Origin of the sequence: Bacillus sp. BR3(2024) (genome assembly GCF_039134555.1) — a bacterium.
In the GTDB taxonomy this organism is placed as follows: Bacteria; Bacillota; Bacilli; order Bacillales; family Bacillaceae_G; genus Bacillus_A; species Bacillus_A cereus.
In genome coordinates this window covers 3223220-3247174 of record NZ_CP152433.1, presented here as the reverse complement: position 1 = coordinate 3247174, position 23955 = coordinate 3223220, and the positions used below count along the sequence as shown (strand labels likewise).

Genomic DNA, 23955 nt, shown 5'->3' with positions numbered 1-23955 from the left:
TAACACCTCCAAAGGTACTTCAAGGTTCCTATAGTACCTGAAAGTACGTACTTTTCAATTATATGTAACTCATTCATACTAATACGTAAAGGATTGATTAATTTATAAAGGGGCTGGAAAATGATGAGAACACTTGTAATTGTAGCACACCCTCATATTGAAAAATCAAAAATTAATAAAAGATGGATAGAAGAACTTGAGAAACATTCAGATGAAATTACGGTGCATGAATTATATAAGGTGGCACCAAATTGGGAGTTTAATATTGAACAAGAGCAAAAGTTATTAGTAGAACATGACAGATATATATTTCAATTTCCGCTTTACTGGTACAGCTCACCACCATTATTAAAAAAATGGTTCGATGATGTATTAACATATGGATTTGCGTACGGATCACAAGGAGATAAAGTGAAGGGGAAAGAATTTGGTGTAGCTATTTCTATAGGTGGATTAGAAAAAGACTATGAAAATAGTGGGATTACAATGGATGAGTTGACGAAACCATTCCAAGCTACATGCCTATATACAGGTATGGAATTTATACCTTCCTTTTATTTATATGGTGCAGAATATAAACTAAGTGATGAAGAGATTGATAAAAGTGCACCTGAGTATGTGCAATATGTAATGAACAAGAAGTATTCTAATATATAATGAAAAATAGCCATTTACTTGTGAAGTAAATGGCTATTTTATATTCTTCTTATATTCACTAAGTATAATCTTTAGTAAATTAATAGTTAATCTGGTAAAATAAAAAACCTAACATATATAAAGGGGAGTTTTACTTGAGAACGATGCGACAATTATTACAAAAGAGAGCAATGCAGTCACCAAATTTGGAAGCGCTTGTAGGAGGGAAGAAAAGATATTCGTTTCAGCAATATAATGAACGAGTAAATCAGCTTGCACATTATTTGTTACATAATGGTGTGCAAAGAGGAGATCGTATAGGAATACTATGCAAAAATAATCACCCATTTCCAAGCGTTATGATGGCAAGTTTAAAAATTGGAGCGGTATTTATTCCGCTAAATCATCAGCTTACTGTATATGAATTAGAAACAATTGTAAAAGAAGCGAAATTAAAAGTGTTAGTTATTGATGAAGAATTTAGTGAAGTGTTATTAAATGTTGATGCTGTTAAAGAAATTCCTTATGTAATTCAAACGACAAAAGAAGGTTTTGGTTCATTTGAATTAGAGCTGCAAAAACAGCCAACGACAGAACCGAACGTAGAAGTTCATGAAGAAGACGACGCCATTTACTTATTTACTTCAGGAACGACTGGACAGGCGAAAGCATGTGTAATTGGACATAAAAACTTACATCACTATTTTGCTGAAATTGCGGGACAAAGAGAAATCCCAGCAGGTGAACGCTTTTTATCTGTGCATCCATTGTTCCATATGAGTGGCGTGCTTTCTATTTTAAATTGTATTTATCATGGCGTTACGATGATTTTCTTAGCTGATTCGAATCCTGCTATTATTTGGGATAAGATTGAAGAAGAGAAAATTACTACGATGCTTGCGTTCCCTGCTGTTTATAGTTACATGCTTGATGAATTAAATAAAAAAGAACGTAATATTTCAACCTTTAAAGTAGCACAAAGCGGTGGTACAAAAGTGCCAGAAACACTCATTCAAAAATATATGGAAAAAGGAATCTATATGGTGCAAGGTTATGGTAGTACAGAAGGTTGGGTTGTAACCTCATGGCATCCAATGATGGGAAAAGAAAAGATGTCTTCTGTAGGAAAAACCTTGAAAAATGTAGAGGTGAAAATTGTTCATCCGGAAACAGGACATGAACTAACAACAAATGAAGTTGGAGAGATTCATGTGAAAAGTCCATACATGTTTAAAGGGTATTGGAATAATGAAAAGGCGACAAAGAAGGTAGTAAAAGATAACTGGTTTAACATGGGCGATGCTGGCATGATAGATGATGATGGATTCCTGCATATTATGGGAAGATATAAAGACGTTATTATACGCGGTGGTGACAACGTATATCCAGATCAAGTAGAAGATGTTATTCATGAAATACATGGTGTTTTAGAAGTTGCAGTAGTTGGAGTTCCAGATGACTTTTGGGGAGAGGTTCCAAGAGCTTACATTGTGAAGGATGGTGAAACAACATTAACAGAAGAAAGTATTATTCAGTATTGTAAGGAGAAGTTAGCAAGTTATAAAATACCAGAAGTAGTATTCATAGACGAGTTACCGAAAAACGCTTTAGGAAAAGTGTTGAAGAGGGAATTACGAGATGCGGTTCTTGTGAAATAGAAAATTATAAAACGATGGAGAACCCAGTTATGTATAAGGCATGACTGGGTTTTTATGTATCAAAAACATAATGATTTACTAGATTTTGTATTTTGTGTAAGGTAATAAAGAATATTCAAAAAATAATTGAGGGAAGAGATATAAATGAAGCTACCGCTATTACAGGTAGAGACAGAGAGACTGATGATCCGTCCGTTCCAAAATGATGATTATGAAAGTTGGTTAGATCAATTTTCTTATTGATTATAAAAATAAAGAAATGGACAAATAAGGGGAAAGAAAATGAAGACTATAAACGTATTTCATTACGACGCATTTACGAATAAACCAAATAAGGGAAATCCAGCAGGTATTGTATTAGAAGCAGATGGATTAACGGAAGAGGAAATGCAAATTATTGCTGAAAAAGTTGGATATAACGAAACAACTTTTGTTCTTTCCTCAGAAGTAGGAGATATAAGAATGCGCTATTTTACACCTGGTTTTGAAATGGATTTATGTGGTCATGGGACAGTAGGGACGATATATGCCTTGCGCGAAAAAGGTTTATTAGAAGAGAAAAGTAACCTTACGATTGAAACGAAGGCAGGGATTTTACCGATACAAATAGGTGTAAATGAAAATGGAGAAACCTTTATTAAAATGAGGCAGACAGCACCTCAGTTTAAAGATTTTGCAGGTTCAAAAGAAGAATTAGCTCATAGTATCGGTTTAGAAGTAAATGATTTAGATGTAAGTTTACCGATAGTATATGGAAGTACAGGAAACTGGACTGTAATTGTGCCGATTAAAAATCTAGATGCGTGTGAGAGAATGAAACCTAATAATGCTGCATTTCCATCGGTATTAAAAGAAATACCTAATGCTTCTATTCACCCAATTTGTCTAGAAACTTATGATGAACTAGCACAAATGCATGGCCGTCATTTCTCGTCAGCTTATGCTGGGACGATTGAAGATCCAGTGACAGGAACAGCTTCAGGTGTAATGGGAGCGTATTATGCGGAGTATTTAGAGAAAGATTTTGAACATGAATTGGGTTTAATCGTTGAGCAAGGACAGGAAATAAATAAAGATGGCCGTGTAACTGTTTATGTAACGAAAGGGATAGAAAACGAAAAGTTACAAATAGATATTGCTGGAACAGCGGTGTATGTGAAAGAGTTTGAAGTTTCAATATAAAAAAAGAAAGCCCGGCATACATCCGGACGTTCACTATCTGTTCAATACTTCAATATACGAAGCATTTCCAGTTGTTCTTAAAGCGGAGCGGAAATTATTATTTTCTAACGCCACAGCAACTTGTTGTAATTGCTGTGCATCATCATGATGGATAAGTAAGCTGTCAGCACCGCTTTCTTCTATATGAATATGTTCGACGTTTCCAATGGCATCATGTACAGCTTTTAAAAATTCAGGTTTCATGGTGTCCTCCTATATGTATGTAACGTTTTTATTTAGTATTTCCTTATTTTTGAAATATAAAAGTAAATGAAAGGAGAAATAAAATGAATATAAAGCAGTTTAACGAACATATAACATCACTATTTGGAGAGCATCTTCATAAATACGGCGATGATGAATATGGTTTTACTCATATAAGTAAAGATGAATTTCACAAAATCGGTTACACAACAAATTTAACGTTAGAAACTATTGAAGAAGCGTATAGAAATGGAGTCGATATGATAGTTACACATCATGCGCCGTGGAGTTTTTTATTTGGTATGGAAGAGGCTTGTATTGAGAAATTGAAGCAATATGAAATGAATCATTTTTGGGTTCATTTGCCGTTAGATTTTGTAAAGTTTGGCACATGTACATCGTTATTTAACGGAATTGGGATAGATACAATACTGGAATATTCCACGTATGAGGAAGAAGAACTACCGGGAATAGGAGAATATAAAGAAGCGATTCCTTTTTCAAACTTAGTTGGAAAACTTGAAGAAAGAATGGAAGAGAAAGTGAAGAGCTGGAGAAATCACGATAAACCAGTAAAACGGATTGCGATTTTAACCGGTGCAGGAAACAATACAAATTTGATTGAACGTGCATTAGAAAAAGGGTGTGACACGTACATAACAGGTGAAAAAACATTATATACAGTGCAACATGCGAAATTTAAAGGGATTAATTTAATTGTAGGCAGTCATACGTTTACAGAAGTGTTTGGTGTAGAAAGTTTGGCTCATAAGTTAAAAGAAAGAGATAATTCAATAGAAATTACTAGATTAAATGAAGAACATTTGGAGTGAAGAAATTACATCGCATTACCATCAATGGAATGAACTATATGATGGAATATTGAAAGACGCAGTTGCAATGAGATAAAATTATCTTTTGTTATATTAAGATTTTTAGGAGGAATTCCCTTATGTTTGTCAAATAATAGTAAAGTTGTCTTTTGAATTAAGGGAATATTCGGAGTTAAAGGGTGAGAGAATGGATATTTCAATAATCACTGCACAACTAGTTAAGGAGAAAGTGATTTCACATTATCCAAATAGTGTAAAAGTGTTAAACGGGGGAACAACAAGTACTATATATTTGTTAGATGAACAATACGTTGTAAAGTTGAATGAATCGGATGTCATACGTGAAGAAGCTTATTTTCTTCAGTTTTATAAAAAGGATGAATTATTTCCAAAGCTTTTTTATAAGGAACCTTTAAATCGCTATATTGTTTACTCATTCCTTGAGGGCACAACTTTTTGCAAACTAGGCCATAAACGGAGCGTTCTTTGTAAACTTGTAAAGGAAGTTATCAATAAGTATGAAGTAGCTACAGAGATTGATGGCTGGGGATGGAAAGAAAACCTAGTTCAATCTTGGAATGAATTTTTAACGACAAATGTGATGGAAGCTCATGAAAATGTAAGACGTTACATAAGTGAGGAAGCGTATAGAACGGTTTTTAAGTTAGCAAATAGTCCAAGTAGGGGGACTGGAATAAATCAGCCATTTTTATTGCATGGTGATCTTGGATTTCATAATTTTATATTTCAAGAGAATAAACTGCACGGTGTAATTGATCCTTTACCAGTGTTAGGAGATTCTATATATGATTTAATTTATGCGTTCTGTTCAACTCCGGAAGATTTAACAAAAGAAACGATTGGTTATGCGATGAAACAATGTGTATTTCATAAAAATGACCGTGATTTATATGAAGAGATAGTCATAGGATTATATTTGCGTATAGATACATGTTTACGGCACCACCCGAAAGATTTAGAAGATTATTTAGCAGCTTGGCGTTATTGGATGGGTGAGGTTGAGGTGACTTTATAGTACAAATATTTTTAGGGGAGATGGTGAGATGAATGTTGTAGAAGCGAAAAAGGATTTACTGTAATTCCATTATCGGTTACATTTGTCTATTTACTTACTTTTATAAGTTTATTAATTGAACATAAAAAAGCAGCTTAATAAAAATTTAGGGATAGGGGAAATTATGATGAAAAATTTCGTTTGTACAACGTGTGGCGTGCAGTATGCAGCGAGTGTAGAAGAACCAGTGAGTTGTCATATTTGTGATGAAGAAAGGCAGTATGTGAATCCGAAAGGGCAGTCTTGGACGACTTTAGAAAATTTGCAAACAGATGATACATATAAAAATGAAATAATTAAAGAGGAAAATGGACTTTATAGTATTACGACAAAACCAGGATTTGCGATCGGTCAAACGGCATTTGTAGTGAAAACAGAGTCATATCGTTTACTGTGGGACTGTATTACGTATTTAGATGAAACGACAATTACGAAAATAAAAGAGCTTGGCGGATTAGATGCGGTTGCATTGTCTCATCCTCATTATTATTCAACGCAAGTAGAATGGGCAGAGACATTTGATGTACCAATTTATATACATGAAGATGATAAAGAGTGGGTGATGCGTCCGAGTAGTCGTATTATTTATTGGTCTGGTGAGTCTTTACAATTAGCTGATGGATTAGTCATTCATCGTTTAGGGGGACATTTTAAAGGTGGATCTGTCTTACATTGGGAAGAAGGTAATGACGGAAAAGGAATTTTGTTAACAGGTGATATTATTCAAGTTGTAGCAGATGAGCGGTGGGTAAGCTTCATGTACAGCTATCCAAACTTAATTCCACTACCAGCGAGAAAAGTGGAAGAAATGGTGAATCGAGTGAAGCCGTTACAGTTTAATCGTTTATACAACGCTTTTCATCGAGTAGTAAAAGAAAATGCAAATGAGGCAGTTGAACGTTCTGCTGACAGATATATAAAAGCAATAGAAGGAAAGTTGTTTCATACGTAAAAGGAGAGTAGCTTAATGAAAAAGTTAGTATGTTTTGGAGATAGTATTACAGCTGATGAAACGTTTTATGATGGAATGCCGAGATTAACACCACGTTTGCAAGAGATGTTTCCGAACTGGAAAGTAGTGAATGCAGGTGTTCCAGGTGATAATACATTCGATGCGTTAAATAGGATTGAAGAAGATGTAATATTATATAAACCAGATTTCGTAACAGTTTTTCTTGGTACGAATGATGCAGTTTCTTTTTCTCAAGTGTCATTACAAGCATATAAAGAAAACTTAGAGAAGATTGTGAACCAAGTTTCATCAGATAAAGTACTACTGATTAGTCCTGCACCAGTTGATGAAGAAAGACAGCATAATAGAACAAATAGAGTGCTTAGTCAGTATGCAGACGTGGTGGAGAAAGTGGCGAAAGAAACAGGAAGCTATTTTCTAAATTTGTATGCTGAAATGATTCAAGAACTGAATTATAAAAGGTTTGTAGAAAATGATGAAAAAGATGGATTACACTTTGGTCCAGAAGGTTATGAGTATCTAGCGAAGTTAATTGGTGAAAAGTTAAAAGGGATTTTATAAAAAAAGCAAAGCGATATCGCTTTGCTTTTTCGTATTTCTTTCGTAGTCCATAAACTTATTGATTGCTGTAATTTGGACAGATATTTTGCATTTTTATCCCGCATTAACTGCCCGTAAATGCCCGATTGGTGAGGGCTAATAATCAGTGGGGGATGAACAAAAAAAACCTGATTAAAGTTTCACTTTATGTGGGTAAAAGGCTAGTGCTGTTTTAAAGTAATATAAATTTATTTTTAAAAATTTATATTTCGTAGTTGAAAATTAATAGAGGTGTAACTATAATAGTTACAGTAAGTTTATTATTTTGAAATGTCCACATTGAATTACAAGAATGAAGGGAGTTTTTATGTAAATCAAAAAGCTATAAAAATCTATTAATTTTTATAATAAGATAAAATGCTTTTCAGTTCATACACATTATTAAATATGTTATTTCTAATAGAAAACTAGAGGTGGAAAAATGAAAAAATTTAAAGGTATGTTAATATCATCACTTGCAATTACAACTTTTGCTGGGGTAGGTACGACATTTGTAACAAATACAGTATATGCTGCTAATGACGATTCTAGTAAAATACAAGTTCGTTCTAATAAGAGTATAAACACAACAACTGGCTCGAGATTGCCTGTATTATCAGTCAATCCTTATGATGAACCTAGATTTTCAAGACAGGGATATCTTGAAGAGGCACCTTTAGGAATTAATGCTCCTTATGCTTGGGGAATTAAAGGAGGAAATGGCCAGGGAGCAAATTTTGTAGATTTGGAAGAAGGCTGGTTACTAAATCATGAAGATTTAGTCGGTCAAAATATTGAATTTATGTCTGGAAAAATGAGTAATGATCTTTCTCACGGTACTTCAGTTCTAGGTGTTGTTTCGGCAGCTGACAATGGGATTGGGAATATTGGGATTGCACCAAAAGCAAAGGCAAAAGTAATTTCAGTGATCCGAGATAATGGGAGAATCGATGTAAGAGATGCTATTTTAAGTGCCGTAGATTCTTTACAGGCTGGAGATGTTTTATTAATAGAAGAATCCTTTAAATATGATGGATATGGAGATGACCCTTTACCAGTAGAAGTATACCCGAGTATATTTAACGCAATTCGCAAAGGTACAGATAAAGGCATTATTATTGTAGAAGCAGCTGGTAATGGTGGGATTGATTTAGATGAATTTAAAGACCGTAATGGTAAGCAGATTTTAAATCGAAATAGTCCAGACTTTAAAGATTCAGGAGCTATTATAGTTGGAGCATCTACAGCAAGAGTTCCTCATAAACGTTTAGCTTTCTCTAACTATGGTAGTAGAATTGATGTATATGGTTGGGGAGAGTATGTTGATACATTAGATACATATCAAAATCAAAATAGTAAAGGACAAAAAGTTACAGATCAGAACATAATTAATCGTTATACTTCTAATTTCCGTGGTACTTCTAGCGCTTCGCCTATAATTGCTGGGGCTGCTGTATCGATTCAAGGGATTGCTAAAGAACATTTAGGTAAGGCATATACACCAAAAGAATTGAGAGCAATTTTAAGTAATCCTAATACAGGCACAAAGTCTAATAACCCATCATCTGATAAAATAGGGGTTTTACCAGATTTAAAAGCAATTTTGTCTAACCTTGGATTTCATAGTGATTTGACTACCAATGATCCTATGGTATTTCCAGATAACGTAGAAAAAAATGAAGGAAAAGAAAATTCAACTTTCGTATTTCCAGGTGAAGAAACAAAAAGAACAGGTGATAAAAATTCAACTGTAACCTTCCCAGTAGAAGATTTAAAACAGGAGGAAAAAGAAGAGGGATTAATTGTTTTTCCTGATTAATAAAAAAATACTACCTTCCATTTGGAGGTAGTATTTTTTATTTCTTGTCAATAACAAGCAGGCATGAAATTTGTATTTGTTTATCTTTCATAATGAATTTAACTAAAAAAATCGAATATTTGACTGTTAATTTACTTTTTCGTCTCAATTTATTACATGAATTAATCTAGAAATGCTTGCTGTAATGCTTTCAGTCCATCGCTGTAAATACCATGAAACAGATTTATTGCCTCTTCATCACTAACCTCAACAGGAGTGAATGTACCAGACCACTCTACTAACGATGTGTTACTTTCAGTACCTTCTTTCACCTGGATTGTAGATAGATAATTAGTGACTGGGAATGGTGCATTCATGATTGAATACGTGTAGTAGCGTTCTTTATCATTGAATACTTCTAAGCGTTCTATAATTGTATCGCCATCTGGATTAGCTAGATGACGTACACGACCGCCTTCAGTTAATTTACTGCTAGGTATATAAGGTAACCAGTCTGGAAGGGAGTTGAAACCTCCGATTAATTGCCATACTTGTTCAGGTGAACCGAAAATTTCCATAGATGTAGTAGTATGTGCCATGTTCATTACGCTCCTTTTTATCTCGATATTTGCGAGCAAATAATCAGTGGGGATGACCCCACTGATTAAGGTTTCAAATTATTTTACGTTGATTGGTAGTGGTGCATTAGGTGCTACTAGTTTTTGTTCGCGCATTTCTTCCCAGAATGCTGCTGGAATTACTGTATTTAAGGCGTTTTGGTCTTCTACAATTCGTTCCGGTTTACTTGCCCCAGGAACAACGGCAGCAACTGCTGGATTTGCTAGTGAAAATTGTAATGCAGCAGCTTTGATGCTGATTTCGTGACGATCTGCAAGAGCTTTGATTTTCTCAACTTTTGCAATAATTTCTGGCGATGCTTTTTGATATTCGAAGTGAGCGCCGCCAGCAAGAATACCTGAGCTATATGGGCCACCAACAACAATATCCATATTATGCTTTACAGATGCAGGCATTACTCGTTGCAATGCACGTTCGTGGTCTAATAATGAATAGCGACCAGCTAATAAGGATATATTTGGTTTCGCTTCTTCTAAATCAAGCATAAGTTCAATTGATTCTACTTTGTTTACTCCAAGCCCCCAGCCTTTAATGACTCCTTCTTCACGTAAACGTGTTAGCGCACGGAATGCTCCTGTTCGAGCAATTTCAAATTGTGAAATCCACGCATCACCATAAAAGTCTTGTGCTAAATCATGAATGAAAACAAAGTCTAGACGATCTGTTTTTAAACGTTTCAAACTTTGCTCGATAGAACGAAGTGTTGCATCTGCGCTATAGTCATTGATCATTTTATTTTTGCGACCAAATTCGAAAAGCCCGCCTTTTTCACCTAAATCACGTGCAGATGGATCTTCTAATTCATCCGAAATAGTTCGACCTACTTTCGTACTTAAAAAGTAATCATCACGATTTCTTTTTGATAGTGCTTCACCAAGACGAATCTCCGCTAAGCCAGATCCATAAAGTGGAGCTGTATCAAAGTAACGAACGCCATTCTCCCAAGCAGCATCCACTGTAGCGATTGCTTCTTCCTCTGGGATATTACGGTACATATTTCCTAGTGGTGCTGTACCAAACCCGATTTTTTCTTTTAGTAATTTACTCATTATAGATATCCTCCTAAAATGTATTTGAAAATTATTTATTCATTGTGAATGGATGTGAAAATGAAAACATGTCATTTTATCGTCTGACAAAATGTATGAGAAAAATACTCACTTTAAAGTAAAGGTACTAACAGGTAATTTTTAACACTGCATGACTCACTCAACTCTTACAAATGCTATTATGAAATGTATTTTACATAATGAAAAGTACGTACTTTAAAGTGATATAGATACTAAAAAGTAATACAGGTACTTTTTGGTGCCGTACTACTCATCTGCTGTTTACGTATGCTATTATGAAACATGTTTAACAGGGTAAAAAGTACGTACTTTAAGGTGCTATAGATACTTAAAAGTAATATTTAAATATTTTAGCTTATTTGTCTTATAAAATTATTAAAGGAGATTTTTATATGAAAACATACAATATTCCTGTAGAGGCAACTTTAGAGGTTATCGGTGGAAAGTGGAAAGTAGTTATCCTTTGTCATTTAAAGAAAGACAAAAAGAGAACGTGCGAATTAAAACAATTAATGTCTGGTATTACACAAAAGATGTTAACGCAACAATTACGTGAATTAGAAGAAGATGGTGTAATCGAGAGAAAAGTGTATAACCAAGTGCCACCAAAAGTAGAATACTCTTTAACTGATTACGGTCATTCTTTAGATTCTATACTCGATACTCTTTGTAACTGGGGAGAAAATCATCTTGAAAAGAATGGTAACACGTCTATGCTTATAACCGCAGTTGAATAAAGAAAGAAAAAACGAACGAGAATACGTTCGTTTTTTCTTTTTGTATAGAGGGAGATTTTTAAGCAGCATAATTACTTTTTTGTAATATAGGTACTTTTTTGTGCTGTAGGAACTAAAATGTGCCGTATAGAAAATTATTTGTTTTTACGTAACAATAGAGAAGAAATTTAGAAAAAAGGAGGGAGATCGTGTGAAACAATACAATATACCGATAGAAGCAACTTTAGAAATTATCGGGGGAAAGTGGAAAGTCGTCATTTTATGTCACTTAACGAAAGGAACAAAGCGAACGAGCGAGTTGCAGCGTCTAATTCCTGAAATTTCTGTTAGAATGTTGACGCAACAATTACGTGAGCTAGAAGATGATGGTGTGATTACACGTGAAATCTATAAAGAAATTCCACCCCGAGTAGAATACTCCTTAACTGATTATGGGTGGTCTTTGCAAAATGTATTAAATCAATTGACCGTATGGGGAGAACGATGCATAGATAGAAAAAACACAGAAGTTAAGTGAAATCTCTATATGTAATATTGAAAACACCACCTAATGACGAGGTGGTGTTTTTCGTTTTAAAACTTTAGAAAGTTGTTATGATGAAAAGTAAAATTTTTGAGGACCTGTTTCAGTCATGGGTACTTAAAAGTGCCTACATCACTTTAAAGTACGTACTATGCTTCATAATATAACCGTTTTATAATGACACTCGTAGCAAGAAGTCAGTACAATAACGATTTTAAGCTATGTTCAAAAAGACTTATTAACTAGTATAGTTTTTTGTTCAATTTTTTAGTAGGAGATGTTTTTATGGTTGAAGAACTTTTTTATAAAAAAATACTCAAAAATCTGTTTTCAGATCCAGTTCAAATTACACTTTGGAATGGAGAAACAATCCAATATGGCGAAGGGGAACCTCAATTTCACATAACATTCCATAAGCCACTTTCAAAAAAAGAAATCGCTAAGGATCCTTCTATTGCATTCGGTGAAGCATATATGAATGGGGATCTTGAAATAGAGGGTAACCTTGAAAAAGCAATTCAATCTATTTATAAAAGGCAGGATAGCTTTTTAGGTGATAGTAAGTTGCAATATTTCAAAAGTAAATGGAATTTCTCAAAACAAAAAAATAAAGATGATATTGCTCATCATTATGATATTGGGAACGATTTCTATAAATTATGGCTTGATGAAACAATGACATATTCTTGTGCATATTTCCAAAATGAGCAAGATTCTTTAACGACAGCGCAGCATAATAAAGTGAATCATATTTTGAAAAAGTTGAACCTTCAAAAAGGTGATACGCTATTAGACATCGGTTGTGGGTGGGGTGAACTCATTACAGCTGCCGCTAAACAGTACGGTGTGAAAGCGATGGGAGTAACGTTAAGTGAGGAACAATATGCTAAGACTTCTGAGCGAATTAAACAAGAGGGACTTACGGATTTAGTTGAAGTATCTTTACTTGATTACCGCGATATTAAGAATCATAAATTTGATAAAATTGTTAGTGTAGGTATGATCGAACATGTAGGAAAAGACAACATTACGCAATACTTTGAAACAGTTAACAAATTATTAAATGATGGCGGGATTTCTCTGCTGCATTGCATTACTTCTCCGGCTAATGGTGGTGCTACGAATGGTTGGATTGAAAAATATATATTCCCTGGTGGGTATGTTCCTGCTGTGAACGAATTAATCACGAACATGACAAACGAACAATTTTTTATTGTGGATGTAGAAAGCTTACGTAGACATTACGGAAAAACATTACAACATTGGGCTCGAAATTTTGAAAACGTACTAGAGGAAGTTCGTAAAACGAAAGATGAGCGATTTATCCGCATGTGGCGTTTATATTTAAATGCATGTGCAGCTTCGTTCTTTACAGGTAATATTGATTTACATCAATTTGTATTTACAAAAGGGATTAATGATACAATTCCGATGACACGTTCGTATATGTATGAATAAGAGCATGTAACCAAGTAGCTCTCAAGTCATTGAGTATAAATAAAATGATGATAGGATATAAGTCTATAACGTAAAGTCGAGATGGGAATCAGAAAATGATTTCTATCTCGACTTTTTAGTATATAATTTTAAAATTAAAACTATATACTTTTAAAGAAAAAATATATAATAAATGTAGAAACGAAAATTTATGAGCAAGGAAGTTGAAGAACATGACATTAACAATGGGCTTTATTGGATTTGGAAAATCAGCTAACCGTTATCACCTACCTTATCTAAAGACACGTAATAATATAAAAGTAAAAACGATTTTTGTACGTCAAATAAATGAAGAATTAGCGGCTCCATATGAGGAAAGAGGTGTTTACTTCACTACTGATTTGGACGAATTGTTGAATGACAAAGAAATTCAAGTCGTGACGATCTGTACGCCAGCACATACGCATTATGAATTAGCAAAAAAAGTTATACTAGCCGGAAAATCAGTTATTGTTGAAAAACCATTTTGCGATACAGTAGAACACGCCAAAGAATTATTAGCATTAGGACGAGAGAAAGGTGTAGTCGTTATGCCTTATCAAAACCGCCGTTTTGATGGTGATTTTTTAGCTGTGAAGCAAGTAATTGAACAAGGATTCCTTGGTGATATTATTGAGATTGAATCACATATTGATTATTTCCGTCCTAGTTCAATCACTCATGAAGCTCCAAAAGAAGAAGGTTCATTTTACAGTTTAGGTATTCATACGATGGACCGCATGATTTCACTATTCGGCCGTCCAAATACAGTGACATACGATATTCGTAATAATGAAGTGGAAGGTGCGGTTGATAACTATTTCGATGTTGGTCTACATTATGGAAATCAGTTGAAGATTAAGCTGAAAACGAACCATATCGTAGCAAAAGATTATCCACGCTTTATCGTTCATGGAACAAATGGCTCTTTTATTAAATACGGTGAAGATCAGCAGGAAAATGATTTGAAAGCGGGTATTATGCCTGAGAGTGCAGGATTTGGTGAAGATTCGCCGATGTATTATGGAATTGCTAAGTATCGTAATGCAAATGGTGACTGGATTGAAAAACAAATTAAAACGCCGCTTGGTGATTACGGTCGTTTCTATGATGCAGCGTATGACACAATTGTAAATGGTGCACCAAAACTTGTGAAAGATGAAGAAGCAGTAACGAATATTGAAATCTTGGAAAACGGATTTGCTGCCCCATCACCTTCAGTTTACAAACTTGAGGCTTTACATTTGAATGAATAGAAGAGAGTTTGCAGTATAAAGGAGGTATGGAAATGGCAAGCGGATCAACACAAGTAAAATACCTCGGCATTTATCAAAAGATTAAACAGCAAATTTTAGACGGTGAATATAAAATCAACGAAAAAATTCCGAGTAGCTCCGTCCTTGCTGAAGAATTCGATGTTTCAGCACTTACGATTAAAAAAGCGCTGGATCTATTAGTAAGAGACGGCTACATTATCCGTCGGCGCGGAAGTGGAACAGTGGTACAAGATTGGCATCAGCAGGAAAAGGCACGAATGATTCAAACTTTAACAGGTACGAAAGCTGTTTACGGTAGTGAGGTAGAAAGTAAAATTATCGAGTTTGCGATTGTAGGTGCTGATGAAGTAGTTGCTGAGAAATTGGGAGTTTCAATTGGTGATTTCGTCTATAAAATCATTCGCCTCCGCATCATTCACAGCATTCCGACGATTATGGAGCATACATGGATGCCAATTTCGGTTATCCCAGGTGTTGAAGCTTCTGTTTTAGAGGAGTCGATATACTCACATATTCAAAATAAACTTGGTCTTGAAGTAGGGACATCTGTTGTCAGGGTTAAAGGGATTCGCCCAGATGATAGGGAAAAGCAGTTTATGAACTTAACAAATCAGGATTTCCTAATGCGAGTTGAGCAAGTAGCTTACTTAACGGATGGACGAACTTTTGAATATTCTTATGCAGATCATCTACCGGAAACCTTTGAGTTTGAAACAGTCATTACGGCAAAAAAATTATAAAGAGACATAAAATAGGTTGAGGCAAGCATTGTCTCAACCTATTTTATGTCCTCTACAGTTATGATTCATCTGCTGTAATCAGCATGGATGTGTTCCCGGTTTTTTCAAGATGAACTTCTCCCCAGGAACAGAGGGAATCGAGTATAGCTCCTAAAGACGAACCGTAATCCGTTAAAGAATACTCTACTTTTGGTGGTACTTGGTCATATACTTTCCTTTGGATTACACCATCTTCTTCTAGTTCCCGTAATTGTTGCGTTAACATTTTTTGCGTAATACCAGGCATTAAACGTTTTAATTCACTCGTTCTTTTTGTTCCTTTTTTTAAATGACAAAGGATAACAACTTTCCACTTTCCGCCAATAACTTCTAAAGTCGCTTCTACAGGAATATTGTATGTCTTCATAAAAAAACTCCTTTGATGAATTTAGATTACAGTTGTGAGCCTACATCCGTTGCAATACTAAAATTATTTCTTTTTAGTACCTATAACACTTTAAAGTGCGTACTATTTATTGTGCTAAATATCGGTCATAATAACCGATGTAAGAGAGAAATAAGCAGAACGGCACTTAAAAATGCATATGTTACTTTTTAGTACCTATAACACTTTAAAGTACGTACTTTTTATTAGGATGAATATAATCCATAATAGCACTTGTAAGCAAGAAATGCGTGAAATGTGCTTTGAAGGAGCCATCATGCTATGGGGAATTTTACATGAGAATAATTTGTTGTGTTATTAAAATTAATCCAAGACTTAACAGTTGATTAATTGAACTGTAAAGTTTAAAATTACAGTAAGATTTTTAAAAGTGAGTTGTTAACGTCTGTAAAATGTAGCATGAATAATAGAGATAAATGAAACATTGCTGAATAATTAACATTATGTGAATTTGATTCTAAACTGTAATTTTTTTTAATACATTTCAATAAGCGATATTTAAAATGTACGTTTAATAACATTAAAGGAGTGAGTTAAATATGGTAATTCTATATACAACAGCAAGCTGTGCTTCATGCCGAAAAGCGAAAGCATGGCTTGAAGAGCATCAAATTGATTATATTGAAAAAAACATCGTATCAAATTCTATGACAGTTGATGAGCTTAAATCGATTCTTCGTTTAACTGAAGAGGGGGCTACTGAAATTATTTCAACTAGATCCAAAACTTTTCAGGACTTAAATATAAATATTGATGAGCTCTCGCTAAATGAATTTTATACATTAATAATTGAGCATCCACTAATGTTGCGTCGCCCGATTATGCTGGACGAAAAAAGATTGCAAATTGGTTTTAACGAAGAAGAAATTCGCAAATTTTTACCACGTAGTGTCCGAACATTTTTAAACATTGAACTGCAAAAGTTGGCTAATTAATAAGTAATAGTATGAAAGAGAAATTTTTTGAAAGGAGGAAACTGAAGGTGATAGAAGTATGCGTTACAGTTAATTATAAAGATAGAAACTATCAAACAAATGTCATTGTGAACAAAGATACGATTTGGACAAAAATTGAACAGTTGGCAGAAGAACAAGTGAAGAAACAGTGGGGTTTTTAAACTTAATTATTTAAAAAAATGAAGTTATATGCTAGAGATTATAACTAAATTCAAAATTTTTCAGGTATTAAATATAAATAAGAAATTTTCTTGAAAGGAGGAAGCAGAAGATGATTGAAGTATGTGTTACAGTTAATTATAATGATAGAAATTATCAAACAAATGTTATTGTGAGTAAAGATACGATTTGGACAAAAATTGAACAGTTGGCAGAAGAACAAGTGAAGAAACAGTGGAGTGTTTAATTTTCTTTTTAACTTAAAAAGCTAAATGAAGTTATCAGATATAGGTGGGACGGGATAGAATATAAGGGAATTAATTTTTTATGGCAAGAAGCATTCCACATGTTTTAACGTTCTAACCAATCTGTAATATTTATGGCTACAGTATGTTAATATATGAGAAACAATATTTTTAATCGTAGGAGGAAAATCATGAACAGCGACTTTACCTTGGCCATACACAGTTTAACTTATTTAGCTTTACAGTCAGACCGGATGTCAACAAGTAATGCTATTTCAGAAAGTGCAGGTGTTCATCCAGTACGCATTCGCAAAGTACTAAGTTTGTTAAAAAAACATAAGTTTATACAATCGAAAGAGGGGACTGGTGGCGGTTTTATTTTCGCTCGCGATTTAGATGAAATTAATCTTTGGCATATTTATCAGATAACCTCTGAAGGTGCTTTGCAGCCGAAGTGTCCAGAATCAAACAATCAGTGTGTTGTAGGTTCGAATATGCGAAAAGTTCTTTTCGCTATTTTCTTAGGTGCTGAAGAGCATCTAGGTGAATACTTAAAGAATTATACAATGAAAGAAGTTGTTGACCTTATCAATCAAGAGCGTTAAGCGGCTTAATTATTATATAGCCGTGAGTTCTTAACACTTAAATGTAATGAAAAATATTACAGTATAATTTGTTTTTATATCTTTTTTATCGTCACAAAAAATATTTATAGGAAGGTGAAACGGTATGATGTCAAATAATAATCATGTTTTAAAAGTAGGAGATTGGGTTCGTGGAATATCAAATGAAGGTGAATTAATAGTTGGTTATATTGTATCACTTGATGATGTAGAGGATATAGTTACAGTTAGTATTGTGAAACGTGACGGCCAGTACACAATAAACGAAGCGATTTTACTCTTTAGTAAACACGTTAACAAACTCCCTGAATCAAAGGTAATAAATAAGGAACAAATCCTTTATCTTATAGATCTTGCATTATTAACAGGGGATGAAGAATGGTTTATCGAGCTTTCTTCAAAATTAAACTCGATAAAAGAGCTAGTTAATGAGGGATTTAAAAATTTAAACTTTTGAGGGTGCACACAATCCGCCTTATGGGACACAATTACTTTTCGCATAAAAGGAAATGATGTAAAAACGATTCATTACAAGCATAGAGATATCCCTGAAGAAGAGCCGAACAAACTACAATTAAGATGATATTGAAGTGATTTGTTTGTGTATTCCTGATAACGAGAATTATGTAAATGAGCTGTCCATATGGGGCAGCTTTTTGTATTTTGCTCAGTGTAGCTTTTTAAATTGTATATGAATTCAATATTAATAATATATATCCTAAAATTTGGTTTTTGTATTTTGGGATTTTTTTCTTTTTACCTACATTAATTATTTATTAGAATATCTTTTATGTTTAAAATAAAATTTTTTGATAAAAGGGGATATAAGTATTTTTATAATAAGTCACCTAGAAAAACAATGTATTATTGTATTTTTTTACTAACTAATTCAGCTTTAAGCGATAAAAACAATGGCTACATGCTAACTGTAAAATATTATCCATATAAAATTATTCCGCTTTAATATTTCTGAAAATATAAAAATATTAATTTTATAAATATACACGTTATAATGAGGGCGTCGAGAGAAATTTTATTATCTCTGGAGAAAATATAAAAAATGCGATTATTAGTAAGAAAGGTGTGTGATTAGAGGCGAAATGTATGTAATGTGCTTCAGTGGCTTGTGTGAGTAATATCATCAGTGCTACCGAAGTTATGAAAGTAATGTATAGAATTGAGAAAGAAATGCCTCGCAAATGAAGAGAGGCCGGTTTAGCTAAAATTACTGTTAAAAGTAAAAAAGAGAAACCATTAAAGTAATACACTGTTATTAGAAATGTTGCAACGTATTTATGAAGTCTATTCTATATTGTTCTCTTAAGGGTTCTTTATATAAAGAGCGGATATTACGAGTAAACTTTTTTGTGAACGCTAACAATTATATTAGGACGCTAATTAGCGAATGTTTCAATTTGGATTCATTATGATGAAGGACATACAATGTGGGGCAACTTGTAAGGAATTCATTTTTCAAAAAGGGAATATTTGTTAGGTGCAAAGAGAGATGCAGGAATAGATACAAGGGGGAGTTATTATATGAACGGGAATACTGCAAAGAAAATAGAAGTTCAAGCTGAAAATACCGCACTAAAAAATGAGCAATATGCAGATCCGAAAAAGTGGCATAAGCAGGATACTACATGGGCACTCAGTCTATTTGGAACTGCAATTGGAGCAGGGGTGCTCTTTTTACCGATTAATGCAGGTTCAGGTGGTTTATTATCTTTACTACTAATTACATTGCTTGCATATCCAGTTATGTACTACTCACATAGGGCACTTGCTAAAATGATATACGCTTCTAATTCTGCTGATGAGGGGATCACAGGTACAATTAGAGAGTATTTCGGAAATAAAGCGAGTATCATTTTTAACATCGTATATTTCGGTTCAATTTATACAATCGTACTAATGTATTCGGTTGCGCTTACAAACACTGCAAGTAGTTTTATCGTGCATCAATTGCACATGCCAGAACCTCCAAGAGCTATTTTATCACTTGTATTAGTTCTTGGTCTTATCGCTATACTGAATTTTGGTCAAGATATTACTGTAAAGGTAATGAGTATGTTAGTGTATCCTTTCATAGTTTCTCTACTGTTTATCGCAATATCTTTAATTCCACAGTGGAATACGTCAATGCTTAGTTTTTCAGCTGTTTCAACTGCTTCAACAGGAACAGGCTATTTTGGGACGATATTGATGATTCTACCAATCATCGTATTCTCATTTAATCATTCACCTATGATTTCATCATTTGTTGTGAAACAGAGAGCTACGTATGGAATCGAAGCCACTGATGCTAAATGTGCGCAAATACAAAAGGTTTGTTATATCATGACATTCGCTGTTGTTATGTTCTTCGTTTGGAGTAGCGCATTGAGCTTGACTCCAGATGATATAAAAATGGCAAAAGAACAAAACTTATCAATTCTTTCATATCTTGCTAATGAGCTTAATTCGCCTGTAATCACTATTGCAGCTCCAATTATTGCTTTTGTGGCTATTACAAAGTCTTTCCTTGGCCATTATATAGGAGCATTTGAAGTAATGCGTGACATGATTATTAAGTTTGGTAAATCACGTGGAAAAGATATTGAAGAAAAAACAATTAAGACAATAATTCTTACTTTTGTTGTATTATCATGCTGGTTTGTTGCTTATACAAATCCAAGTATTCTTGGACTTATTGATTCTCTAAGCGGTCCTTTAGTTGCTGCTATCTTATGTCTATTACCGATGTATGCGATTCAAAAAGTGCCAGTACTAGCTAAATACAAAGGGAAAATGAGCAACGTATTTGTTATTATTGTAGGTGTACTTACTGTCTTAGCAAGTATTAAGTCATTATTCTAATTCACTACTGTTGGTTTTAGTATCAAAATAGTTGGATCTGAGAAAATAAGGAGCAAGTTTTGAATAGTTTTTTTCAAAACTTGCTCTTAAAATATTCTAAGGAATTAATTTTACAAATAAGTTTATTCATATTAGTCATCTAGCGTTTTGGTCATATACTCATCCAATATTATCAAGACCTAAATCGAAAAATTTTAAATATCAAGCGCCTAACGTATTATATATCCCTAATATGTTAGGCGCTTTTATTTTGGATAATAAATTTTGAACCTGAATTTGAATAGTATATTTCTCTATTTGATGCTTATTTAATATTGTAAAATTTGTATTGAAAGTTCGAGGTTTTAAAAGTATCATATACATATTCAAACATTTGAAGATGTATATGATACTTTTTGAAATTGAGGAAAAGTAACGGAGGGATTTCAATGGGAAACGAAATGCAACAATTTAAAGCAGATTTCTTTAAAGCCTTAGCACACCCTTTGCGAATAGGTATTTTAGAATTATTGTCAGAAGGTGAAAAAAGCGTAAACGAAATTCAAGATATTTTAAATAAGGAAGGCTCAGCTGTTTCTCAGCAATTAAGTGTACTACGTTCAAAAAATATTGTTGTTGGTAGGAAAGATGGAAAAAGAGTTTTATATTCTTTACGAGACCCTATTATTGTGGATTTATTGGTGGTTGCACGGAAGATTTTCAACAACCATTTAATCGATACGATTTCAATGTTAGAAGAGCTAGATGAAGCAGAAAGTGAAATGATGGCCAAGGAGGGATAGGTTGAGTATTGAGGTTAAGAAAGAAGATATCATCCAACATGGGATTGAAACATTTCGCTCATTAGGAGCTCATTACGTTTGTGAAGTTTGTATAAAAAGTGGAAATTCTTGTTGTTTTTCATGCCAACATTTACAAGATGGAGTTGGATGTCGAAAAAGAAATACTGCTTGTACAGCTTGGTTATGTGGAATTCAAGGTTTTTTATTTGATCAAATAGGATTACTGGATGAATGGAATCGTTTTTGGAGTGAAATTCCAGGACAAATGTTTCGTAGAGATATTACTCCAGATAAGGTAAGGATTAGATCGTTTATTGATACGAAGAAGCTAGATAGTCGAGCCGGAGAACGTTTAGCAGAAAGATTGAAATCCTATGTACAACAAGGTGGAGATATAGGTGAATTGGAGTGTCATTTAAGTAAAACATATAGTAAATATTAGGAGGTTTTTTATTTTTGTGAAAAGGACGATTTTCTGTATAAGGGACCGAGAAATACATTTGTAATCCAGATCTATTAAAAATAGAAAAGAAGGGTTTGTAATGAGAAAGTTATTTACAGGAAGGTTTGAAGGATATTCATTAGCACATTTTCAAAAGGATCTTCTTTCAGGAATGATTGTTGGAGTTGTTGCGATTCCACTTGCTATGTCTTTTGCTATAGCCTCTGGTGTTAAGCCAGAGTATGGGATTTATACAACCTGTATTGCTGGAATACTCATTTCACTGTTTGGTGGTTCGAAGTATCAAATTGGAGGACCTACAGGTGCTTTTGTTCCGATTCTTTTAGGAGTTGTAATTACCTATGGATACGAAAATTTACTACTCGCGGGTTTGTTAGCTGGAATTATTTTATGTCTTATGGGAATCTTCAAACTAGGCTCTTTAATTAAGTTTATTCCACGTCCTGTAACAATTGGTTTTACTTCAGGTATTGCTGTTATTATCTTTACGGGACAAATTGCTAGTTTTTTAGGTTTAACAGGTATAAAAAAGCATGAGGAATTTCTAGCGAATTTGAAGGAACTCTTCACTCATATCAGTACTACCAATTTTTATAGTGTTATAACTGCTTTGATTTGCTTTTTTGTTATACTCATAACACCAAAAATTTTACCAAAAGTGCCTGGTTCATTAGTAGGTGTTGTTATTTCAACTGTAATTGCAACTGTATTTTTCTCAGGTCATGTACCTACTATTGGTACAGCATATGGCACGATTCCAAATACACTTCCTCAGTTTGATATACCAGAAATCACATTAGAACGTATAAAACAGTTAATTGGTCCTGCATTTGTTATTGCGATGCTCGGTGGAATTGAGTCGCTTTTATCCGCTGTCGTGGCAGATGGTATGACAAATAGTAAACACAACAGTAACAAAGAGCTTGTCGGTCAGGGGATTGCAAATATTGTTACCCCGTTATTTGGCGGGATTCCAGCAACTGGAGCAATTGCTCGTACAGCGACTAATATTAAGAGTGGGGCTGTATCTCCGATGTCGGGTATTATTCATGGGGGATTTGTGTTATTGACACTTTTACTGTTAGCTCCATATGCTTCACATATTCCTCTTGCTAGTATGGCTCCCATTTTAATGGTGGTAGCTTGGAATATGAGCGAACAAAAACATTTTTATCACATACTCAAAATGAAGACAGGAGATTCCCTTGTATTACTAGTAACATTTTTACTTACTGTATTTACTAGTTTAACAACAGCTGTGGAGATCGGTCTTATTTTAGCTGTTATTTTGTTTACAAAACGTATGAGTAATATGCTTGTTATATCTAAAGTGCTTCCTGATCATACAAAAAAGAATGAAAAATTGTTATCGCATGTGGTAAATAAAGCTCATGATTGTCCACAAATTAGTATTTATACAATAGAAGGCCCATTATTCTTTGGGGCTGCTCAAACATTTGAACAAAATATTTTAGCGACTATTCATTATAAACCTAAAGTTTTAATTTTACGTATGGGAAAAGTTCCTTTTATTGATACCACAGGAGAGTCTTACTTTAGGAATATTGTTCAGCACTTCAAAAAACAAGGTGGCGTACTTCTTATTTCTGGAATTCAATCAGAGCTAAAAGCCAATCTAGATAAGAATGGATTGTACGCTGAGATTGGGAAAGAAAACTTTTTTGATCATACCGGGGAAGCAATTAATTGTGCTTTAGGACATCTGAATACAAGAAAATGTATAGGGTGTAAGCATTTTGCTTTTCATGAGTGTACAGGGCTTTCTCAGCAATCTCAGGAAATCAATACAATAAAGAATAAAGTAAATGCATTAGATTTTTAAAAATTTCACTTCACATACAAAGTTTGTTTGATTTCATCTACTTTTTCATCATTTTATTAAAAAATAGAGAAGAAGAAAGTTTGTTTTGGAGAATGTGGAGAAGATTTTTTACAAGGTGTGAACAAGTAGTTTTTTTATACA

The 23955-nt window shown here is 33.8% G+C and carries 26 protein-coding genes and 1 pseudogene; 23 read left to right on the top strand and 4 right to left on the bottom strand.

The genetic code is table 11. The features are described from left to right. Positions 1-123: 123 nt before the first annotated feature. From V7S45_RS16685 to V7S45_RS16670, 4 genes and pseudogenes are all read left to right on the top strand, one after another. Positions 124-657, top strand: a complete 534-nt coding sequence (locus V7S45_RS16685) for an NAD(P)H-dependent oxidoreductase (RefSeq protein ID WP_002164479.1) — start codon at positions 124-126, stop codon at positions 655-657. Between the two features lie 143 nt (positions 658-800). Continuing rightward, the gene (locus V7S45_RS16680) at positions 801-2294 is read left to right on the top strand and encodes a class I adenylate-forming enzyme family protein (protein ID WP_080016875.1); all 1494 of its coding nucleotides are present in this window, start codon (positions 801-803) and stop codon (positions 2292-2294) included. Between the two features lie 144 nt (positions 2295-2438). Further along, positions 2439-2531, top strand: a pseudogene (locus tag V7S45_RS16675) (N-acetyltransferase); the annotation flags it as partial. A gap of 45 nt (positions 2532-2576) precedes the next feature. Continuing rightward, complete coding sequence (locus tag V7S45_RS16670; protein WP_000849323.1) at positions 2577-3476, top strand: PhzF family phenazine biosynthesis isomerase; 900 nt, start codon at positions 2577-2579, stop codon at positions 3474-3476. A gap of 33 nt (positions 3477-3509) precedes the next feature. Here V7S45_RS16670 and V7S45_RS16665 read toward each other — a convergent pair whose 3' ends face one another. Then, on the bottom strand, positions 3510-3719 hold the full coding sequence (locus V7S45_RS16665; protein ID WP_000801655.1) for a hypothetical protein: 210 nt from the start codon (positions 3717-3719) through the stop codon (positions 3510-3512). An 83-nt stretch (positions 3720-3802) separates the two neighbouring features. On the opposite strand from V7S45_RS16665, the gene V7S45_RS16660 reads away from it, so the two are divergent. From V7S45_RS16660 to V7S45_RS16640, 5 genes are all read left to right on the top strand, one after another. Then, complete coding sequence (locus tag V7S45_RS16660) at positions 3803-4552, top strand: Nif3-like dinuclear metal center hexameric protein (protein WP_001022442.1); 750 nt, start codon at positions 3803-3805, stop codon at positions 4550-4552. Between the two features lie 187 nt (positions 4553-4739). Beyond that, positions 4740-5588 (top strand): aminoglycoside phosphotransferase, encoded by an 849-nt coding sequence (locus V7S45_RS16655; protein ID WP_002164480.1) that lies wholly within the window; start codon positions 4740-4742, stop codon positions 5586-5588. Positions 5589-5751: 163 nt separating this feature from the next. After that, positions 5752-6579 (top strand): MBL fold metallo-hydrolase, encoded by an 828-nt coding sequence (locus V7S45_RS16650; protein WP_002182907.1) that lies wholly within the window; start codon positions 5752-5754, stop codon positions 6577-6579. 15 nt (positions 6580-6594) lie between these two features. After that, entirely contained in the window at positions 6595-7161 is a 567-nt protein-coding gene (locus V7S45_RS16645; RefSeq protein WP_000737390.1) for an SGNH/GDSL hydrolase family protein, read from the top strand. Positions 7162-7621: 460 nt separating this feature from the next. Then, positions 7622-8998: a S8 family peptidase gene (locus V7S45_RS16640; protein ID WP_342761428.1), complete on the top strand. Its 1377-nt coding sequence runs from the start codon at positions 7622-7624 to the stop codon at positions 8996-8998. A gap of 161 nt (positions 8999-9159) precedes the next feature. Here the strand turns inward: V7S45_RS16640 and V7S45_RS16635 are convergent, their stop codons facing one another. Then, positions 9160-9576, bottom strand: a complete 417-nt coding sequence (locus tag V7S45_RS16635; protein ID WP_000951521.1) for an SRPBCC family protein — start codon at positions 9574-9576, stop codon at positions 9160-9162. 78 nt (positions 9577-9654) lie between these two features. Next, positions 9655-10665: an aldo/keto reductase gene (locus V7S45_RS16630; RefSeq protein WP_000040527.1), complete on the bottom strand. Its 1011-nt coding sequence runs from the start codon at positions 10663-10665 to the stop codon at positions 9655-9657. A 413-nt stretch (positions 10666-11078) separates the two neighbouring features. On the opposite strand from V7S45_RS16630, the gene V7S45_RS16625 reads away from it, so the two are divergent. From V7S45_RS16625 to V7S45_RS16605, 5 genes are all read left to right on the top strand, one after another. Next, positions 11079-11423: a winged helix-turn-helix transcriptional regulator gene (locus V7S45_RS16625; protein WP_000860821.1), complete on the top strand. Its 345-nt coding sequence runs from the start codon at positions 11079-11081 to the stop codon at positions 11421-11423. A 190-nt stretch (positions 11424-11613) separates the two neighbouring features. Then, positions 11614-11940 (top strand): helix-turn-helix domain-containing protein, encoded by a 327-nt coding sequence (locus tag V7S45_RS16620; protein ID WP_000816335.1) that lies wholly within the window; start codon positions 11614-11616, stop codon positions 11938-11940. A 291-nt stretch (positions 11941-12231) separates the two neighbouring features. Continuing rightward, the gene (locus V7S45_RS16615; protein ID WP_000229037.1) at positions 12232-13404 is read left to right on the top strand and encodes a cyclopropane-fatty-acyl-phospholipid synthase; all 1173 of its coding nucleotides are present in this window, start codon (positions 12232-12234) and stop codon (positions 13402-13404) included. 212 nt (positions 13405-13616) lie between these two features. Beyond that, on the top strand, positions 13617-14678 hold the full coding sequence (locus V7S45_RS16610; RefSeq protein WP_000176600.1) for an oxidoreductase: 1062 nt from the start codon (positions 13617-13619) through the stop codon (positions 14676-14678). A 26-nt stretch (positions 14679-14704) separates the two neighbouring features. Further along, positions 14705-15439, top strand: coding sequence for a GntR family transcriptional regulator (locus V7S45_RS16605; protein ID WP_002026090.1), 735 nt, complete (start codon positions 14705-14707; stop codon positions 15437-15439). 58 nt (positions 15440-15497) lie between these two features. Here V7S45_RS16605 and V7S45_RS16600 read toward each other — a convergent pair whose 3' ends face one another. Further along, the gene (locus V7S45_RS16600) at positions 15498-15845 is read right to left on the bottom strand and encodes a helix-turn-helix domain-containing protein (RefSeq protein WP_000860832.1); all 348 of its coding nucleotides are present in this window, start codon (positions 15843-15845) and stop codon (positions 15498-15500) included. Positions 15846-16423: 578 nt separating this feature from the next. On the opposite strand from V7S45_RS16600, the gene spxA reads away from it, so the two are divergent. The 9 genes from spxA to sulP all read left to right on the top strand — a co-directional run bounded on the left by spxA (position 16424) and on the right by sulP (position 23814). Then, complete coding sequence (gene spxA / locus V7S45_RS16595; protein ID WP_000236189.1) at positions 16424-16819, top strand: transcriptional regulator SpxA; 396 nt, start codon at positions 16424-16426, stop codon at positions 16817-16819. 47 nt (positions 16820-16866) lie between these two features. Continuing rightward, positions 16867-17001 (top strand): BA3454 family stress response protein, encoded by a 135-nt coding sequence (locus V7S45_RS16590; protein WP_000573515.1) that lies wholly within the window; start codon positions 16867-16869, stop codon positions 16999-17001. Positions 17002-17111: 110 nt separating this feature from the next. Next, positions 17112-17246, top strand: a complete 135-nt coding sequence (locus V7S45_RS16585) for a BA3454 family stress response protein (RefSeq protein ID WP_000573530.1) — start codon at positions 17112-17114, stop codon at positions 17244-17246. Between the two features lie 189 nt (positions 17247-17435). Then, positions 17436-17849 carry an Rrf2-family transcriptional regulator SaiR gene (saiR, locus tag V7S45_RS16580; RefSeq protein ID WP_001083473.1) on the top strand — a complete coding sequence of 138 codons (414 nt, stop codon included), beginning with the start codon at positions 17436-17438 and terminating at the stop codon, positions 17847-17849. A 124-nt stretch (positions 17850-17973) separates the two neighbouring features. Further along, on the top strand, positions 17974-18324 hold the full coding sequence (locus V7S45_RS16575) for an IDEAL domain-containing protein (protein WP_342761427.1): 351 nt from the start codon (positions 17974-17976) through the stop codon (positions 18322-18324). Positions 18325-19406: 1082 nt separating this feature from the next. Next, positions 19407-20726, top strand: coding sequence for an aromatic amino acid transport family protein (locus V7S45_RS16570; protein WP_001014168.1), 1320 nt, complete (start codon positions 19407-19409; stop codon positions 20724-20726). A gap of 428 nt (positions 20727-21154) precedes the next feature. After that, positions 21155-21508 carry a metalloregulator ArsR/SmtB family transcription factor gene (locus tag V7S45_RS16565; RefSeq protein WP_000526187.1) on the top strand — a complete coding sequence of 118 codons (354 nt, stop codon included), beginning with the start codon at positions 21155-21157 and terminating at the stop codon, positions 21506-21508. 1 nt (position 21509) lies between these two features. Beyond that, positions 21510-21950, top strand: coding sequence for a hypothetical protein (locus V7S45_RS16560; protein ID WP_000021461.1), 441 nt, complete (start codon positions 21510-21512; stop codon positions 21948-21950). A gap of 100 nt (positions 21951-22050) precedes the next feature. Continuing rightward, positions 22051-23814, top strand: a complete 1764-nt coding sequence (gene sulP / locus V7S45_RS16555; RefSeq protein ID WP_001228486.1) for a sulfate permease — start codon at positions 22051-22053, stop codon at positions 23812-23814. The last annotated feature ends 141 nt before the right edge of the window (positions 23815-23955 follow it).

Excerpts from the sequence above, each read along its gene's own strand:
- V7S45_RS16630 (WP_000040527.1), bottom strand. The coding sequence starts at position 10,665 with ATGAGTAAATTACTAAAAGAAAAAATCGGGTTTGGTACAGCACCACTA.
- V7S45_RS16585 (WP_000573530.1), top strand. The coding sequence starts at position 17,112 with ATGATTGAAGTATGTGTTACAGTTAATTATAATGATAGAAATTATCAA.
- V7S45_RS16600 (WP_000860832.1), bottom strand. The coding sequence starts at position 15,845 with ATGAAGACATACAATATTCCTGTAGAAGCGACTTTAGAAGTTATTGGC.
- V7S45_RS16625 (WP_000860821.1), top strand. The coding sequence starts at position 11,079 with ATGAAAACATACAATATTCCTGTAGAGGCAACTTTAGAGGTTATCGGT.
- V7S45_RS16635 (WP_000951521.1), bottom strand. The coding sequence starts at position 9,576 with ATGGCACATACTACTACATCTATGGAAATTTTCGGTTCACCTGAACAA.
- spxA (WP_000236189.1), top strand. The coding sequence starts at position 16,424 with ATGGTAATTCTATATACAACAGCAAGCTGTGCTTCATGCCGAAAAGCG.
- V7S45_RS16565 (WP_000526187.1), top strand. The coding sequence starts at position 21,155 with ATGGGAAACGAAATGCAACAATTTAAAGCAGATTTCTTTAAAGCCTTA.
- V7S45_RS16655 (WP_002164480.1), top strand. The coding sequence starts at position 4,740 with ATGGATATTTCAATAATCACTGCACAACTAGTTAAGGAGAAAGTGATT.
- V7S45_RS16650 (WP_002182907.1), top strand. The coding sequence starts at position 5,752 with ATGATGAAAAATTTCGTTTGTACAACGTGTGGCGTGCAGTATGCAGCG.
- V7S45_RS16570 (WP_001014168.1), top strand. The coding sequence starts at position 19,407 with ATGAACGGGAATACTGCAAAGAAAATAGAAGTTCAAGCTGAAAATACC.
- V7S45_RS16605 (WP_002026090.1), top strand. The coding sequence starts at position 14,705 with ATGGAAATGGCAAGCGGATCAACACAAGTAAAATACCTCGGCATTTAT.
- V7S45_RS16645 (WP_000737390.1), top strand. The coding sequence starts at position 6,595 with ATGAAAAAGTTAGTATGTTTTGGAGATAGTATTACAGCTGATGAAACG.
- sulP (WP_001228486.1), top strand. The coding sequence starts at position 22,051 with ATGAGAAAGTTATTTACAGGAAGGTTTGAAGGATATTCATTAGCACAT.
- V7S45_RS16640 (WP_342761428.1), top strand. The coding sequence starts at position 7,622 with ATGAAAAAATTTAAAGGTATGTTAATATCATCACTTGCAATTACAACT.
- V7S45_RS16685 (WP_002164479.1), top strand. The coding sequence starts at position 124 with ATGAGAACACTTGTAATTGTAGCACACCCTCATATTGAAAAATCAAAA.
- saiR (WP_001083473.1), top strand. The coding sequence starts at position 17,436 with ATGAACAGCGACTTTACCTTGGCCATACACAGTTTAACTTATTTAGCT.
- V7S45_RS16660 (WP_001022442.1), top strand. The coding sequence starts at position 3,803 with ATGAATATAAAGCAGTTTAACGAACATATAACATCACTATTTGGAGAG.
- V7S45_RS16610 (WP_000176600.1), top strand. The coding sequence starts at position 13,617 with ATGACATTAACAATGGGCTTTATTGGATTTGGAAAATCAGCTAACCGT.
- V7S45_RS16680 (WP_080016875.1), top strand. The coding sequence starts at position 801 with ATGCGACAATTATTACAAAAGAGAGCAATGCAGTCACCAAATTTGGAA.
- V7S45_RS16670 (WP_000849323.1), top strand. The coding sequence starts at position 2,577 with ATGAAGACTATAAACGTATTTCATTACGACGCATTTACGAATAAACCA.
- V7S45_RS16615 (WP_000229037.1), top strand. The coding sequence starts at position 12,232 with ATGGTTGAAGAACTTTTTTATAAAAAAATACTCAAAAATCTGTTTTCA.
- V7S45_RS16665 (WP_000801655.1), bottom strand. The coding sequence starts at position 3,719 with ATGAAACCTGAATTTTTAAAAGCTGTACATGATGCCATTGGAAACGTC.
- V7S45_RS16575 (WP_342761427.1), top strand. The coding sequence starts at position 17,974 with ATGATGTCAAATAATAATCATGTTTTAAAAGTAGGAGATTGGGTTCGT.